The sequence below is a fragment of the Actinosynnema sp. NPDC049800 genome (assembly GCF_040656635.1).
Taxonomy (GTDB): domain Bacteria; phylum Actinomycetota; class Actinomycetes; order Mycobacteriales; family Pseudonocardiaceae; genus Actinosynnema.
Window position 1 is genome coordinate 36,264 of sequence record NZ_JBFAMT010000010.1, and the last position, 16,280, is coordinate 52,543.

Annotated in this window: 14 protein-coding genes; 6 read left to right on the plus strand and 8 right to left on the minus strand. The window is 72.3% G+C overall.

Features of this window, described 5'->3' with window-relative positions; genetic code table 11:
* The first annotated feature begins 219 nt into the window (after positions 1–219).
* The 3 genes from AB0I91_RS14620 to AB0I91_RS14630 all read left to right on the plus strand — a co-directional run bounded on the left by AB0I91_RS14620 (position 220) and on the right by AB0I91_RS14630 (position 4,041).
* Positions 220–888 (plus strand): DUF2306 domain-containing protein, encoded by a 669-nt coding sequence (locus AB0I91_RS14620; RefSeq protein WP_499637128.1) that lies wholly within the window; start codon positions 220–222, stop codon positions 886–888.
* On the plus strand, positions 885–2,501 hold the full coding sequence (locus AB0I91_RS14625; RefSeq protein ID WP_499637130.1) for a sulfatase-like hydrolase/transferase: 1,617 nt from the start codon (positions 885–887) through the stop codon (positions 2,499–2,501). The genes AB0I91_RS14620 and AB0I91_RS14625 overlap by 4 nt, the downstream gene beginning before the upstream one ends.
* Before the next feature lie 85 nt (positions 2,502–2,586).
* The gene (locus AB0I91_RS14630) at positions 2,587–4,041 is read left to right on the plus strand and encodes a serine hydrolase (protein ID WP_499637132.1); all 1,455 of its coding nucleotides are present in this window, start codon (positions 2,587–2,589) and stop codon (positions 4,039–4,041) included.
* Positions 4,042–4,196: 155 nt separating this feature from the next.
* Here AB0I91_RS14630 and AB0I91_RS14635 read toward each other — a convergent pair whose 3' ends face one another.
* Both AB0I91_RS14635 and AB0I91_RS14640 read right to left on the minus strand, forming a co-directional pair.
* On the minus strand, positions 4,197–4,505 hold the full coding sequence (locus AB0I91_RS14635) for a transcriptional regulator (RefSeq protein ID WP_498779896.1): 309 nt from the start codon (positions 4,503–4,505) through the stop codon (positions 4,197–4,199).
* Positions 4,502–5,335 (minus strand): hypothetical protein, encoded by an 834-nt coding sequence (locus tag AB0I91_RS14640; RefSeq protein ID WP_499611881.1) that lies wholly within the window; start codon positions 5,333–5,335, stop codon positions 4,502–4,504. Before AB0I91_RS14640 ends, AB0I91_RS14635 begins: the two co-directional genes overlap by 4 nt.
* A gap of 162 nt (positions 5,336–5,497) precedes the next feature.
* Between AB0I91_RS14640 and hisS the strand changes: the two genes are divergently transcribed.
* A complete protein-coding gene (gene hisS, locus AB0I91_RS14645; RefSeq protein ID WP_499637134.1) occupies positions 5,498–6,787 on the plus strand; it encodes a histidine--tRNA ligase in 1,290 nt (429 codons plus the stop codon).
* An 80-nt stretch (positions 6,788–6,867) separates the two neighbouring features.
* Here the strand turns inward: hisS and AB0I91_RS14650 are convergent, their stop codons facing one another.
* Together AB0I91_RS14650 and AB0I91_RS14655 are read right to left on the minus strand one after the other, a co-directional pair.
* A complete protein-coding gene (locus AB0I91_RS14650) occupies positions 6,868–7,410 on the minus strand; it encodes a nuclear transport factor 2 family protein (protein WP_499637136.1) in 543 nt (180 codons plus the stop codon).
* Positions 7,411–7,430: 20 nt separating this feature from the next.
* Entirely contained in the window at positions 7,431–7,775 is a 345-nt protein-coding gene (locus AB0I91_RS14655; RefSeq protein ID WP_499637138.1) for an SDR family NAD(P)-dependent oxidoreductase, read from the minus strand.
* A gap of 104 nt (positions 7,776–7,879) precedes the next feature.
* Between AB0I91_RS14655 and AB0I91_RS14660 the strand changes: the two genes are divergently transcribed.
* A complete protein-coding gene (locus tag AB0I91_RS14660; protein WP_499637140.1) occupies positions 7,880–9,337 on the plus strand; it encodes a hypothetical protein in 1,458 nt (485 codons plus the stop codon).
* Between the two features lie 31 nt (positions 9,338–9,368).
* Here AB0I91_RS14660 and AB0I91_RS14665 read toward each other — a convergent pair whose 3' ends face one another.
* From AB0I91_RS14665 to AB0I91_RS14680, 4 genes are all read right to left on the minus strand, one after another.
* Positions 9,369–11,402 (minus strand): iron ABC transporter permease, encoded by a 2,034-nt coding sequence (locus AB0I91_RS14665; protein ID WP_498779907.1) that lies wholly within the window; start codon positions 11,400–11,402, stop codon positions 9,369–9,371.
* Complete coding sequence (locus AB0I91_RS14670) at positions 11,402–12,367, minus strand: ABC transporter substrate-binding protein (protein WP_498779908.1); 966 nt, start codon at positions 12,365–12,367, stop codon at positions 11,402–11,404. Before AB0I91_RS14670 ends, AB0I91_RS14665 begins: the two co-directional genes overlap by 1 nt.
* A gap of 32 nt (positions 12,368–12,399) precedes the next feature.
* Positions 12,400–13,218, minus strand: a complete 819-nt coding sequence (locus AB0I91_RS14675; RefSeq protein ID WP_499611892.1) for an ABC transporter ATP-binding protein — start codon at positions 13,216–13,218, stop codon at positions 12,400–12,402.
* Positions 13,219–13,308: 90 nt separating this feature from the next.
* Entirely contained in the window at positions 13,309–13,767 is a 459-nt protein-coding gene (locus AB0I91_RS14680) for an SRPBCC family protein (protein WP_499611894.1), read from the minus strand.
* A gap of 235 nt (positions 13,768–14,002) precedes the next feature.
* Here AB0I91_RS14680 and AB0I91_RS14685 point away from each other — a divergent pair, with 235 nt between their 5' ends.
* Positions 14,003–16,213: a terpene synthase family protein gene (locus AB0I91_RS14685; RefSeq protein WP_498779913.1), complete on the plus strand. Its 2,211-nt coding sequence runs from the start codon at positions 14,003–14,005 to the stop codon at positions 16,211–16,213.
* Positions 16,214–16,280: the final 67 nt, after the last annotated feature.

The following is a 16,280-nucleotide window of genomic DNA, read 5'->3' on the forward strand; positions in this document are numbered from 1 at the left end:
CGACCCGGCCCGGCCTGACCCGACCGACCTGTCCGACCGAACCCGCCTGCCGGAGCGAACCCGCCGCCACGCCCCCGCGCCGCCGGCCGAAAGTACTAGTCGCACCTGCCCGGGAGTACTGCCCGGCTCCGGCCCTTCTCCCGATGTCCGCCACGTCGCCCGTCACCAGACTCGGATCACACCGAGACCGGGCGACCGGACCGACGAAGGGCCTCCGCCGTGACCTCCTCCCGCAGGGCCGACTGGCTCGTGCCCACCGCCTTGATCGCGCTCACGCTCATCCCGATGGCCGGCGGCGCGCTGCGCCTCACCGACCTGGCCGGCGGCGAGGTCACCCCGGAGAACGCGCGGTTCTTCGCCGCGCCGGCGCCGGTGGTGCTGCACATCGTCGGTGCCGTCCTGTACTGCCTAGGGGGCGCCTTCCAGTTCGCGCCGGGGTTGCGCCGCCGGCACCGGGCCGGGCACCGCGCCCTCGGCCGGGTGCTCGTCCCGGCCGGCCTGCTGATGGCCCTCACCGGCCTGTGGATGACGTTGTTCTACCCCTTCCCCGAAGGGGACGGCCACCTCCTCGCCGCCTTCCGGCTGGTGACGGGCTCCGCCACGGCCCTGGCCCTGGTCCTCGGCCTCCGGGCGATCCTGCGGCGGGACGTCGTCCGGCACCGCGCGTGGATGATCCGCGCCTACGCGATCGCCCAGGGCGCGGGCACGCAGGCGCTCGTCACCATCGCCTGGGTCCTGCTCGTCGGCCCGGCCACCGGCTTGACCAGGACGCTGCTGCTGGGCCTCGGCTGGGCGATCAACATCGTCGTGGCGGAATGGCTCATCGGTGAACCGGCCAGGGGTCGGCGCGCGTTGTACCGGGCAAGGAGAGCAGAGAGGACCGCATGACCGAGGACACCGCGGACCGCCGCGGTCGCCGCACGGCGGTCACCGCCTCGGCCGCCGCGCTCGTCCTGCTCGCGCTGCTGATGCCCGGCGACGCCGACTCGCTGGCACCGGCCGCGTTCCTCCGCCTCCCGGTGGAGGCGCTGCTCGGCGTGGTGCTGGTGCTGGTGCTGCCGGAACGGGCGCGACGCGTCGCGGCGCCGGTGGGCGGGGCCCTGCTCGGCCTGCTCCTCGTGCTGAAGGCGCTGGACGTCGGGTTCGACGCGGTGCTGCACCGGCCGTTCGACCTGGTGCTCGACTGGCCGCTGCTGGAGCCCGCGGTGGACTACGTGGACGTCACGGCGGGGCGGTTCGCGGCGGTGGCGGTCGTCGTCCTCGCCGTCCTCCTGGCGGCGGGGGTGGTGTTCCTGGCGGCACGGTCCGCGGTGCGGCTGAGCGGAGTCGTGGTCCGCCACCGGATCGCCGCCGCCCGCGTCGTCGCCGTCCTCACCGTCGTGTGGATCACGCTCGCCGGCCTCCAACCCGCACCCGTCGGCCCGGTCGCGTCCCACAGCACGGCGGAGTTCGTCTACGACCAGGCACGGCGGGTGCACGCCGGACTGCGCGACCGCGGCCGGTTCGCCGCGGAGTCGGCGGTGGACCCGTTCGCCGCCACGGCGGCCGGGGAGATGCTGACCTCGTTGCGCGGCAAGGACGTCGTCGTGGCGTTCGTCGAGAGCTACGGGCGTTCCGCCGTCGAGCACCCGGACATCGCGCCGCACGTCACCCCGGTGCTCGACTCGGGCGCACGCCGACTCTCCGACGCCGGGTACGCCTCCCGCAGCGCCTATCTCGCCTCGCCGACCGCGGGCGGCGGCAGCTGGCTCGCCCAGGCCACCCTGCTGTCCGGGCTGTGGATCGACAACCAGCAGCGCTACCGCACGCTCCTGGCGAGCGACCGGCTCACGCTCGGCGGCGCGTTCCGGCGCGCGGGCTGGCGTTCGGTCGGCGTCATGCCGGGCATCACGAAGGCGTGGCCGGAAGGCGGGTTCTTCGACTACGACCGGATCTACGCGTTCGACGACCTCGACTACCGCGGCCCGCGCTTCGGCTACGCCACCGCGCCCGACGAGTTCACGATGTCGAAGTTCCAGCAGTTCGAGCGCGCCGACGAGCACGCGCCCGTGATGGCGGCGATCCCCCTGCTGTCCAGCCACGCGCCGTGGTCGCCCGCGCCGACGCCGGTCGGCTGGCACAACGTCGGCGACGGCTCGGTGTTCCACTCCATGACCTCCGGCGAGGCCCCCGCGGAGGACATGTTCGGTCGCGACCCGGCGCTCGTGCGGTCCGACTACTCGCGCACGGTCGAGTACTCGATCAACACCCTGGTGTCCTACGTCGAGACCTACGGCGACGACGACCTCGTGCTCGTCTTCCTCGGCGACCACCAGCCCGCGCCGTTCGTCACCGGCCCGGACGCGGGTCGGGACGTGCCGATCACCGTCGTGACCCGCGACCGGGCCGTGCTCGCCCGCACCGACGCCTGGGGTTGGACCGACGGCCTGGACCCCGGTCCTCAAGCGCCCGTGCGCCCCATGGACACCTTTCGCGACCAATTCCTGACCGCGTTCCGCTAGCCGCTTCCGGTGGATGTCCGATCGGCGCCGGCGGCGAATGCACTACCGTCGGCGGCGCAGATGGATGACTTCACGGGGGAGTGCGATGAGATCCTTCCGACGCAGACTGCTCACCGCCACCGCCTTCACGGCGGCGACGGTGCTGGTCAGCGCATTGGCCACGGCGACGACCGCGACCGCGGGCGGTGACGTCAACGCCCTGCTGGCCGAGTCGCTGCGGCAGGCCGTGGTCGCGCAGGACTTCAAGGACGTGCTCGACCTGACCCCGCCCGAGCAGGCGGGGGCGTCGTCGAAGGCGGGGGCGCCGGAGAAGTACGACCCGCTGTCGGCCGAGGAGGCGTCGACGGCCCGGCTCGACGCCGCCGCGGCCCGGCCGCTGCACCAGACGCCGAACATGGACCTCGCGGTGATCGAGCTCGACCGCCTCGGCCGCCCGATCGCGATGGCCGACGTCCTGCTCAGCCCGCAGTACCCGAACGGGATCGTGGTGCCGCTCAACGAGCGGACGATCTCCGCCGACAAGGTGCGCTACCGCTGGTGGGACGACACCGAGTGGGACGTCAACGGCGGCCGGGGTACCCGTGACGTGCTCGCGGGGCGGGAGAACGCGCCCATCGACTTCTCCTCGCCGTACCCGGCGTCGGTGCTCAAGCTCATGGTCGGCTTCGGCGTGCTCCGGCTGGCCGACCGGGGCCGGGTCGACCTCGACGCGGTCTACGACTACCGGCCGGTGACGCAGCACCCGGTGTGCGGCGCCGCGTCCAGCAAGGTGATCCGGCAGCACTTCGACGAGATGATCACCAAGTCGCAGAACGAGTCCACCTGCGCGTTGATCAAGATGATCCACGACCTCGGCGCGTGGGACGAGGTCAACCGCACGTTCGTCGAGCTCGGCATGCCGACGCTGATGGTCACCGGCACCAACCCGGAGAACGGCGGCCGCTGGATCGGGTCGAACATGAGCAGCATCGACACCGCGAAGCTGCTCCTGCTGGTCAACGGCGGCTCCGGCGTGCTGTGGACGACCGACGCGGGCAGGCTCGTCACGCGCAACGAGCTCACCGAGGCGTCCCGCGTGCAGTTCATCAAGTCGCTGGGCAACCAGGGCCACAACGAGATGCTGTCCACCACGAACCACTGCGGGCGCGACTACCCGGTGCAGGGCATCGCGCAGCTGACCCCGCCGCGCTGGGTCCAGCCCGACGGCACGATGAAGGTCGGCGACGCCGTGTACGACAGCGACGTCCGGCCGTGCGACGCGGTCGCCGAGGTGACGTTCGGCCACAAGACCGGCTGGGTCGACACGACCGGCAGCGACGCGGGCATCGTGAAGTCCCTGCCCGGCAACACGCGGCGCAACTACATCGTGGTCGCGTTCAGCAACCTGGGCACCGACTACGTCGACACCTACCGTCCCGCCAACCGGCCCGGCGTCTTCCCGGTGCTCTACACCGAGAAGTACGCCAAGCTGGGCGCCGCCGTCGACGACATCATGACGGCGATCGCGCCGCTGCCCCACTGGAACGTGCGCCAGGGTTAGCCGCGTGGGCGATCACCCGGCGCAACGCCGCCGGGTGATCGCCCACCCCCCGGTCCGCGACATCGCGGGCCCGCCCACCCCGAACCGCCTCCACACCCCCCGGCAACCCCGCCCGGGCCACACCCTGCCGCCCCTTCCCGGACGATCCCGCGCCGTCACGCCTGGTCGTGCCGCTCCAGCAGGGCCCGCAGCACCGCCATCTCCGCGGCGAGCGCCTCGCGGCCCGCGGCGGTGACGCTCACCCACGTCTTCGGGCGCTTGCCGTCGTAGCCCTTCTCGACCGCCAGCAGACCGGCCTCTTCGAGCACCGTGACGTGCCGGGACAGGTTGCCCGCGGTGAGGTCCAGGACGGACCTGAGGTAGCCGAACTCGACCCTCTTGACCTCGGCCGCGATCGTCAGGACGCCCAACCGGTGCCGTTGGTGGACGGTGTCGTCCAGGCCCGACGTGGGGTGTTCGGTCATGCCGCGATCCTGCCCCGCGCCCGACGGGCGACGAGGCCGCCGACCCCGCCGAGCACGAGGACCAGGGCCGACGACAGCAGATCACCGAAGTCCAGCACCGCGACCGGCCACAGCAGCGTGCCGTAGACCCACGTCACCCACCCGTTCACGAACAGCGCCCAGACCGCGAACAGCACGGCGAACGACGTGCACAGCGCACTGCGCTCCACCCACGCCAGCCCGAGCACCCCCACCGCCACCACGAGCAACGGGCCGTACGGGAAGACCATCACCAGGTGGGCGACCAGGACCAGCGACAGGATCACGATCGCGGTCCGCAGCTTCCGCTTCGCGAGCAGCGTCGCCACCACGACCCCGACGACCAGGACCGTGAGCGCGACCGGCCAACCCCATGAGGAGAAGATCAGCCGGGTGACGAGCGGCACGCCCAGCAGCGGGAGGACCAGCACGAACAAGGTCACCTGGGCGTAGAGGCGCGTCGAGGTCTCCACCCCGACCTTCCCGGCCCGCCACCGGTACCACCAGACCGTCGCCAGGAACCCGGCGGTCAGCGCGCCCATCCAGTAGAAGTCCTTACCCAGCGACGGGTGGTTGCCGAACGCGAGCCCGGTCGCCTGCCCGGTCGGGTGCAGCCAGTGCCACAACGCCGGCAGCTCGTTCATCGACCAGGAACAGGCGGACACGCACCGCTCGGGCAGGTACAGCGGGATCGCCGCCGCGACGATCGCCCCGAACAGCAGGAACGGGAACCAGTACCCGTGCCGGTCACGGCGGGCGCGCCGCCGCAACGCCGTCAACTCGTCGAGCAGGTCCTTCGGGTCACCGGCCACCGCACGTCCCCCAACTCCTCGCTGATGCAATCGAGTTTGCATTACAAACCTAATGCGGTCAACCGCCGCGGGAGGGCCCCGTGCCGAGCCGGGCTCCGGGCGCGTACACCCGATCGGAAAAGCGGTTGGCGCGTCCGCCCGGATTCCGGTGGACTTCCCGGCATGAGCGACCAGCCCGTAGTGCGACCGGCGCCCGTCAGCGGCTTCCCGGAGTGGCTGCCGCACGTGCGCCTGGTCGAGCTGCGCTGGCTGGACGGGATCCGCGCCGCCTTCGAGCGCTACGGCTTCTGCTCCGTCGAGACGCCCGCCGCGGAACGCCTCGAAGTGCTCATGGCCAAGGGCGAGACGTCCAAAGAGGTCTACACGCTCGGCCGGGTCCAGGGCTCGGACGACGGGCAACTCGGCCTGCGCTTCGACCTCACCGTGCCGTTCGCCCGGTACACGGCGCAGCACTTCAACGAGCTCGTCTTCCCCTTCAAGCGCTACCAGATCCAGCGCGCCTGGCGCGGCGAACGGCCGCAGGACGGGCGGTTCCGCGAGTTCACCCAGTGCGACGTCGACGTGATCAACGTCGACGAGGTGCCGATCCACTTCGACGCCGAGCTGCCGCGCATCGTGCACGAGGTGCTGACCTCGCTCGGCCTGCCGCCGTGGACCATCAACGTCAACAACCGCAAGGTGTTGCAGGGCTTCTACGAAGGCCTGGGCATCGAGGAGCCGCTCGACGTGATCAGGGCCGTGGACAAGATCGACAAGATCGGTCCCGACGGCGTGGCGTCCCTGCTGGCCGACCGACTCGACCCGGCCCAGACCAAGTCCGTCCTCGACCTCGCGGGACTCCGCGGCGGTGGTGTCGACGACGTGCGCGCGTTGGGCGTGCGGTCGGCGCTGCTGGACGAAGGGCTCGAAGAGCTGGACTTCGTCCTGCGCGAGCTGTCCGACCTGCCCGAGGTGGTGGCCGACTTCTCCATCGCCCGCGGCCTGGACTACTACACCGGCACCGTCTACGAGGGGAAGTTCGTGGACTGGCCGGAGTACGGCTCGATCTGCTCCGGCGGTCGGTACGAGAACCTGGCCGGGTCGTTCATCCGGCGCAGGCTGCCCGGCGTCGGCATGTCGATCGGGTTCTCCCGCATCTTCGCCAAGGTGCTGTCCGCCGGCCTGCTCGAGACGGGCCCGAGCACGCCAGCCGACGTCCTCGTCGTCCTGCCGCCGAACCGCCGCCGGACCGCCACCGAGACGGCGAAGGCGTTGCGCGCCAACGGCTTCAACGTGGAGCTGTACCACCAGGAGGACAAGGTGGCCAAGCAGGTCCGCTACGCCTCCCGCAAGGGCATCCCGTTCGTGTGGTTCCCGCCGTTCGAGGACGGCCGGCCGCACGAGGTGAAGGACCTGGCCACCGGCGCGCAGACCGCGGCCGACCCGGCGACGTGGTCGCGCGGACAGGGCTGAGCCCGCGCGACCAGCGCCTGTCAGCCAGCGGCTGACCAGCGATCGTCAGCAGCCGGCAGCCGGCAGCGGCCGGCGTGCCGTCAGCGCTTGGCCAGCCGGTTCGGGATGGGGGCCAAGGGGTAGGTCTGCCAGAAGAACCGGTCGGCCGCGTGCTGGTCGGCGGCGAAGTTGACCGCCTCCACGATCTTCCGCCCGCGGATCCGGAACGCGAGTGCCCACGTGATGTCCAGGCCCTCCGGCGTGGTGCTCCAGCCGCGGTGCAGGTCGACGACCCACTCGCCGTCCGCGGCGAGGAAGATCGGCTCCGCGCGGAAGCCCGCCTTGGCGAGCTCGCCGAAGAACGCCAGCACCTCCTCAACGCCGACCTTGGTGCCCGACAACGGGTGGTGGCCCGGGATCGTCCACCGGATGTCGTCGGCGAAGAACCGGCGCAGGGAGTTCACGTCACCGGAGCCGTAGGCCGCGTAGTAGTCCTTGATCAGCCGCACGTTCGGGTGCTCGGCGGAGGTCTCGGAGGTCGAGGCCGTCGCGGCGCCCGTGCCGAGCAGCGAGCCCGCCGCCACGCCCACCGCGGTCGCGCCCAGGCCGCGCAGCACGTCGGCCCGGGACAGGTGTTCCGTCATCTCACCCTCCTGGTGGTTGATCAGCTGTTCCAACGGGTGCTCGCGCCCGCCGTCGCGTCGAGCACGGTGCCGGAGACGTACCGGGCCCGCGGCGAGGCGATGTCGAGCGCCACCACGTCCGCGCCCGCGCGCGCCAACGCCACGCACGTCGCCCGGCCGATGCCGCAGGCCGCACCGGTGACCAGGGCGACCTGCCCGCGCAGCTCTCCACCGGACTGCCCCGCCGCACTCTCGCCCGGCGGCCCCTGCGCCGCACCCGCCACACCCGCACCTGCCACACCCGCACCTGCGCCGGCGGCCATCAGACCCGCGACACCGGCGCCCGCCAACAGCGTGCGCCGGTGCACCTTCTCCCCGTCGTCCATGGTCCCGATCGTGCGCAGCGGGCCGGTGCGCTGTCCAAGACCTGTGCCGATGCCGTTCGGTAATAGGGAGGCCCCGGGCACGGGTGGTGCGCCACCATGCCCTGGTGGACGAACTGGAACGGCTCCTGGACTCCTACGACGTGCGGTGGACCGAGCCGGACCCCGTGCTCAGGCTGCTCGCCGAGATCGACGCGACGGGTGACGAGGCGGCGGGCCTCGCGGCGTTGGCGACGCTGGCCCGTCGGCCGCGCGCGGTGATCGCGCTGGACTCCTACGCCCGCCAGGTGCGCTGGCACGTGGCCGAGGACTACGTGCCGCCGCAGCTGACGAAGGCCGGCCGTGCCCAGCGGGTCGCGTCGCCCTTGGGCATCGCGTTGGCCAGCACGCACGGCGACGGGCGGCTGCGGGAGCGCGCGGTCGAGCAGATCGTCGCGCGGGGGTTGCCGGAGCTGGTGCCGTTCCTGGCGCTGCGGACCGGCGACTGGGTGCCGGAGGTCCGCGACCGGGCGCGCGGAGGGCTGGCCGTGCTGCTGCACCGCGACCCCGCACGGGTGCTGCCCGCCGCCGTGGGTGTCGGGTTGTGGATCGGGTCGTGGCTGCGGGGGACGTTCGTGCACCACCAGCTCCGGGCCGTCGCGGCGGATCCCCGTGCGCCGCTGGAGTCCTTGTTGCAGTCGCCGGACCGGGAGGTGCGCGCGTTCGCGTTCGAGGCCGGGACGTGGCGGCTGGACCGGAAGGCGTCGGTCGCGTTGACGGCTCCGGACGTGCGGCTGCGGTCCTCGGCGGCCCAGGCGGCGGCGCGGGACTGCGTCTGGTCCGCGCGGGTGGAGGTGTTGCGGCGGTTGGCCGCGTCACCGCACGCGGAGGTGCGGGTGGAGGCGTTGACCGGCTTGGTGCGGTTGGGCCGTGACGCGGAGGTGGTGGCGTACCTGGACGACAAGTCGTCGCTGGTGCGCGCGCTGGCACGGGCGGCGGCGTCACGGGTGGGCGTGGACGTGCCCGCCCACTACCGGTCACGGGTGACCGCGGGCGCGATCGACGGGTTCGCCGAGGTGGGCGGCGACGGGCGGCACCTGGTGGAGTTGCTGGCCCACCCGACGGGCCGGATCCGGGCCCGTGCCGTGCGGGCGTTGCGGGTGCTGGAGCAGGTGACCGACGACCTGGTGCTGCCGTTGCTGCGCGACCCGTCGTCGCTCGTGGTGCGGGAGGCGACGGTGGCGTTGCGCTCGGTGCCGGCGGCGTTGCCGTGGGAGTTGCTGGGCGACGAGCGGCCCGCGGTGCGGACCGCCGGCTACCGGCTGGCGCGGCGGCTCGGCCGGGTCGCCGAGTTGCGCGCGGCGTTGACGGCGGTGGGCGACTCGCACGTCCGGTTGGCGCGGCGCGGTCGGGCGGACGTCGTGCGGATCGCGCACTCCCTGGTGTCGGTGCCGTGGCGTCGGCGGACCGTCGCGCCGTTGGAGGTGGGCGCGGCGGAGGCGCCCGGCCTGCGGGCGTTGCTGGCACGGGCGGCCGTCGACCTGGACGAGCAGACCACTCACCTGCTGCGGACACTGCTGGGCTGACCTGGTCGGCGCGGACCGCGCCGACCAGGGGTCAGGTGCGCATCTCGCGCGTCCGCCACATCACCAGCACGAAGTACGGCGTGCCGATCAACGCGATCACCAGCCCGGCCGGCACCTGCGCGGGCGCGATGACGGTCCGACCCACGGTGTCCGCCGCGCTCACGAGCACCGCGCCCACCCCCGCCGCGACCGGCAGCACGCGCGCGTGCCGACCGCCCACCAACGACCGGGCCAGGTGCGGCGCGACCAACCCCACGAACGCCACCACACCGATCGCCGACACGGCCGTCGCCGCCAGCACGCCCGCCGCCAGCAGGATCACCAGCCGCGACCGCTCCACCCGCATGCCCAGCACGCGCGGCGTGTCCTCGTCCAGGCTGTGCAGGTCGAGCTCGCGGTGCCGCGCCCACAGCAACGGGGTCAGCAGCACCAGCGCCAGCGCCGTGGGCACCACCTGCTCCAACGTCCGCCCGTACGTCGAGCCGGACATCCACGTCAGCGCCTTCGCGGTGTTCCACGGGTCCGACGTCACGATCAGCAGCGTGATCAACGCCATCCCGGCCGACCACATCGCGATGCCGATGACGACCAGCCGGTCCGAGTCCAGCCCCGACCGCCACGCCAGCCCGTAGACCAGCGCGAACGCCACCATCGCGCCCACGCCCGCCGCACCCGCGATGTGCCACGCGCCGGCCAGCGGCACCGCCGTGATCAACGCGATCGCGGCCAGCCCGGCGCCCGCCGTGATGCCGAGCAGACCGGGTTCCGCCAACGGGTTGCGGCTCACCGACTGGATGCCGCACCCGGCCACCGCCAGCGCCGCGCCCGCCACCAGCGCCGCCAGCACGCGCGGCAGCCGCTGGTCGACCACGAACGTCAGCGCCGTGCCCGTCCGCCCGGCGAACCAGTTCGCCAGGTCGCCCAGCAGCACCAACCGGTCCCCGAGCATCAGGCCCGCCGTCGGCGCCGCGACCAGCAGCACGCCCAGCACCACCGACGTCACCACGAGCCGCCGCGACGACCCCGCCACGCCGACCCGGCCGGCCGGCGCCTGGCGAGGCGTCCCGCTCGACCGCCCCCGCCGCGCCAACCAGATCAGCACCACCGCGCCCAGGACCGTGGTCATCACGCCGGTCGGCACCCGGACGGCCGCCGCCGAGCCCATGACCGCCCGCAGCAGCACGTCCGCGCCGAGCACGATCACCACGCCGACGAGCCCGGAGAACGGCAGCAGCATCCGGTGCTTGCCCAACCCGGGCACGAACGGCGTCAGCAGCCGGGTGATCACCGGCGCGCTCAGCCCGACGAACCCGATCGGCCCGGCGACCGTCACCGCCGCCGCCGTCAGCGCCACGGTCAGCAGCACCGCGCCCACGCGCGTCCGCCGCACCTTCAACCCCAGCACGGTCGCGTTGTCGTCACCCAGGGCCAGGATGTCGAGCGACCGGCCCATCACCAGCAACGCCGCCACCGCGACCACCACGACCGGCGTCATCTGCGCGGTCGCGTCCAGGTCGCTCACGGTCAGCGAACCGGAGCCCCAGGCGAACAGCCCGGTCGTCTCCTGCTCGTACATCAGCAGGAGCAGGACCGTCGCCGACTGGAGCGTCAACATGACCGCCGAGCCGACGAGCACCAGCCGCGGGCTGGTCGAACCGCCGCCGGACAGCGCGAGCACGACGACCGCCGCCGCGAGCCCGCCGACGAACGCCGCCGCGCCCGCGGGCAGCGTGGGCAGGCTCAACCCGAACGCCGCGATCGCGACCACGGCCAGGTGCGAGCCCGCGTTCACGGCGAGCGTGTCCGGCGAGGCCAACGGGTTGCGCGCCACCGACTGCATGCCCGCGCCGGCCACGCCGAGCGCGACGCCGAGCAGCAACGCGGCCAGCAGGCGCGGCACGCGCGAACCCTCCAGCACGGCGAGGGTCTGCGCGTCCCCGTTGCCCACCAGGGCGTTGAGCACGTCGAGCACACCGGTCGACGCGGTGCCCTGGGTGAGGTGGACGGCGGAGAGCACGGCGATGAGCGCCACGATCCCCGCCGTCACGACGGCGGTGCGCATCATCAGGCGGTGGCAGCCTTCACGAACTGCTCGGCGACGTGGATGACCGACTTCGGCCCGCCGAACGTCCACGTGCCCGGCTCCAGCTTGACGACCTTCTTGCTCACCACGAACGGCAGCCGCTGCCACACCGGGTTCGCGGCGAGGCCGGTGGTGAACACGTCGTCCTCGGAAGCGCTGTAGAACAGCATGGTCTTCGGGTCGGTGAGCGCGGTCAGGCCCTCGACGTCGGTGGCGCCGAGGCCCCACTGCGGGTCGACCTCGCCGGTCCACGCGTTCTTCAGGCCGACCGCCTCGGCGGCGTCGGAGACCAGCGAGCCCTTGCCGAACGGGCGGATGTTGACCGTGCTGCCCTCGAGCCAGCCGTCGGCCATGAGGAACGGCGTGCCGGTCGCGCCCTTGGCCTCGACGGCCTTCTTGCCGTCGGCCAGCGCGGTGTCCAGTTCGGACAGCAGCTTGTCGCCCTCGGCGGACTTGCCGACCGCCTGCGCGATCAGCTTGGTGTCCTCGCGCAGCCGGTCCAGGTTGCGGGCGGCGTCGCTGGCCTGGGTGACGACCACGGGGACGTACTTCTCCAGCTGGTTGGCCAGCGTCTCGTCCCGGCCCTTGGCCATGATCACCAGGTCGGGGTCGAGCGCGACGATCGAGTCGACGCTGGGCTCGTTGCGCTTGCCGACGTCCTTAACGTCGGCGGCGAGCGGCACCGTCGCGTCCCACGTCTTGTAACCGGCCGCGTCCGCGACACCCACCGGCATGACACCCAGTGAGGCGATGGTTTCGGTCTCGGCCCACTCCAGCGTGACGACCTTCTTGGCCGGGGCGTCGAGCTTGACCTCCTTGCCGCGGGCGTCGGTCACGGTGACCGGCCCGCCGGCGGACTCGGTCGGCGTGGACGTGGGCGTCTCGGTCGTGCCGCAGGCGGACAGCAGCACAGCTGCCGTCACGAGGGCAGGGGCGAGCAAGCGCATGGCTGGGACCTCTCAGGGTGAAGGGAAGGGGGTCAGACCGGTCGCGGGGTGTGCCTGCCGAGGGGGCGGCAGTGGATCGCGCCGGTCACCGGGTCGTCGGCGACGTGCACCGTGACGCCGTAGGCGTGGGTCAGGTGCGCGCCCGTGAGGACGTCGCGGACCCCGCCGGCCGCGACGACCTTGCCCTCGCTCAGCAGCACGACCTCGTCGGCGATGATCGCCGCGTGGTCGAGGTCGTGCAGCACCACGCCGACCGCCACGTCGTGGTCGTTCGCCAGGTCGCGCACGACGTCGAGCACCTCGACCTGGTAGCGCAGGTCGAGGTGGTTGGTCGGCTCGTCGAGCAGGAGCACGGAGGTCTGCTGCGCCAGGCACGACGCCAGCCACACGCGCTGCAGCTCGCCGCCGGACAGCTCGTCCACGCCGCGGTCGGCCATCGCGGTCACGCCGGTCAGGTCCATGGCGCGCTCGATGGCGGCGCTGCCCTCCAGGTCCACGCCGCGCCACCCGGTCCGGTACGGGTACCGGCCGTAGGAGACGACGTCGCGCACCGACACGCCCGACGGCGTCGGCCGCTGCTGGGTGAGCAGGGTGACGTTGCGGGCGAACTCCTTGCCGGACAGGGGGGAGTGGCCCCACACCGACCGCTCGCCCATCCGGACGTTCCCCTCGCGCGGCCGGTGCAGCCGCGCCAGCGAGCGCAGGACGGTCGACTTGCCGGACCCGTTCGGTCCGACGAGCGCCGTCACGGCGCCGGCGCGGAGTCCGAGCGAGACACCGTGCACCACCGCGCGGTCGTGGTGCGCCAGGACCAGTTCCTCACCGGCGAGCAGCGCGTCTCCCTTAGACATGAGGGGAGCCTAACCTAATGTGCGGGATCACCCATCTGGCCGTGATCTACTGCACTTCCCGGCCTATTCGGTAACGCAGCGCGATCAAGATCAGCCGTTGAAGTGGCGCCGCGTGTCCGCCACCAGCGAGTCGAACACCAGCGCGTTCAGCCGGCCGCCCACCTTGAGCCCCGGCTCGTAGGCGAACGTCCAGGTGAGCCTCGCCCCCTCGGCCGACCGCTCCACCAGGTAGTCCTCGCCGAACCGCCGGAACACCGGCAGGTTGGCCCGGTCGACCAGGAACGACTGCCGGCGGCCCTCCTCCCAGCGGATGAACACCTCGCGCAGCCGCAGCACGCCGAGCACGGCCGTCGTGCGCGTCGTGCCGACCCCGAACGGGCGAGGGGAGGTGTACTCCACCGAGGACAGCAGCCGGCACCACCACAGCGGGTTCGAGGCGGCCAGGCCACGCCACACACGTTCGGGTGACACCGGCAGGTCCAGCACGTAGCTGCGGCGCTGCGGTGCCGAGTCGAAGAAGTCCACGTCGAACGGCTCCAAGCGGGGCACGTCGTCCAGTGTGCGGCCTGCGTGCCGGTTTCACCGCTCGTCGACGTGATCCCACTGCGGGGATCCGGCCACCCGATCGGCGGTGACCGGGCGCGACCACTCGGAGCGGCGCCGGGTTGAGCCGGTCGGGCGGATCCCGTGCCCGAACGTGTGGATCACCACCGCGGGGTCTTGGCGGTCACGGGAGGGCACTGGTTGCCTACACCCGGTAGGCCCCGACGAGAGGTGCGAGCCGATGGCGCAGCCGTTCCAGCTGCCGGATTTCTACCTGCCCTACCCGGCACGGCTCAATCCGAACCTGGAGCGCGCGCGGGCGCACACGAAGTCGTGGGCGCACGAGATGGACATGATCGACGTGCCGCAGCACGGCACGGTCGTCTGGACCGACGAGGACCTCGACTCCCACGACTACGCCCTGCTCTGCGCCTACACCCACCCGGACGCCTCGCCGGAGGACCTCGACCTCGTCACCGACTGGTACGTGTGGGTCTTCTACTTCGACGACCACTTCGTCGAGCTCTACAAGCGCAACCCGGACGTGGCGGGCGCGAAGGCCTACCTCGACCGGCTGCCGCTGTTCATGCCGGTCGAGGGCGCGATCACCGAGGCGCCGACGAACCCGGTCGAGAAGGGCCTCGCCGACCTGTGGGCGCGCACCGTCGGCAGCCACTCGCCGGACTGGCGCCGCCGGTTCGCGGCCAACACCGAGCACCTGCTCGACGAGTCCATGTGGGAGCTGCTGAACATCTCCGAGGGCAGGCTCGCCAACCCGATCGAGTACGTCGAGATGCGCCGCAAGGTGGGCGGCGCGCCGTGGTCGGCGAACCTGGTCGAGCACGTCACCGGCCTGGAGGTGCCCGCCCGGATCGCCCTGACCCGCCCGATCGGCGTCCTGCGCGACACGTTCGCCGACGCCGTGCACCTGCGCAACGACCTGTTCTCCTACGAGCGGGAGGTGCTGGACGAGGGCGAGCTGAGCAACGGCGTCCTGGTGCTGGAGAAGTTCCTGGACATCCCGACCCAGGAGGCCGCCGAGGCGGTCAACGACCTGCTCACCTCCCGCCTGCACCAGTTCGAGCACACCGCCGTCACCGAGGTGCCGCGCCTGCTCGACGAGCACGCCGTCGACCCGGCCGGCCGCCTCGCCGTGCTGGCGTACGTGAAGGGCCTGCAGGACTGGCAGGCGGGCGGTCACGAGTGGCACGCCCGCTCCAGTCGCTACATGAACGAGGGCGCGGTCACCGCGAACCCGGTGCTCGGCGGCCCGACCGGACTGGGCACGAGCGCCCTCCGCTCGCTCGTCGCCACCGCGCCGCAACGCCTGCGCGCCTTCAGCCACGTGCCGTTCGAAGAGGTGCCGCCGATGCCCGAGCCGGCGCTGGACATGCCGTTCGCGGTGGCGGTGAGCCCGCACTGGCACGACGCGCGGGAGAAGAGCGTCGCGTGGGCGGGGGAGATGGGCTTCTTCGACGACGTGCCGCGCGTATGGACCGAGGGCAGGCTGCGCGACATGGACCTCGCGCTGTGCTCGGCGGGCATCGACCCGGACGCCACCCGGGAGGAGCTGGAGATCTCCGCGCTGTGGCTGACCTGGGGCACCTACGGCGACGACTACTACCCGGTCGCGTTCGGCCGCACGCCCGACCTGGCCACCGCGAAGGCCACCACCGACCGGCTCAAGCAGATGATGCCGCTGGAGGGCGCGTCGCCGTCCCCCGTGACCCCGCTGGAACGCGGCCTCGCCGACGTCTGGCAGCGCACCACCGCCCCGATGCCGCACGACAACCGGCGGCGGCTGCGCCACGAGGTGGAGCTGATGCTGGACAGCTGGCTGTGGGAGCTGGAGAACCAGCACGAGCACCGCGTGCCCGACCCGGTCGACTACGTCGAGATGCGCCGGCACACGTTCGGCTCGGAGCTGACCACGAGCATGGCCAGGCTCGGCCACGGCGGGCTGGTGCCCGACGAGGTCTACCGGACCCGCACCCTCCGCAACATCGAGAACTCGGCGATGGACTACGCCGCCATCGTCAACGACCTCTTCTCCTACCGCAAGGAGATCCAGTTCGAGGGCGAGCTGCACAACCTGGTGCTCGTCGTGCGCAATTTCCTCGACGTGGACCCGGATCGGGCGCGGGGAATCGCGACCGACCTGGCGAACGCGCGGTTGGCGCAGTTCCGGCACTCGGTGCGGGTCGAGCTGCCCGCGTTGTTCGAGGAATTGCGCCTCGAACCCGAAGTGCGCGAGGCGGTGAACCGGTACGTGGACGAGCTGAAGGACTGGATGTCCGGCATCCTCCACTGGCACCGGGAGGTCGTCCGCTACCACGACGCCGACCTGGCCAAGCGCTTCGGCGGCCGGGAAGTCGCGTTCCCGCCGCAGGCCCTGCGCGGTCCGACGGGCCTCGGCACGGCGTCCACCCGCATTCTGGTGAACAAAGGGTGACGTAAAGCTGAATACCGGTCGTCGTAATGGGGAACAGAAGTCCGGGGTGATTTACGAGACCTTTCAC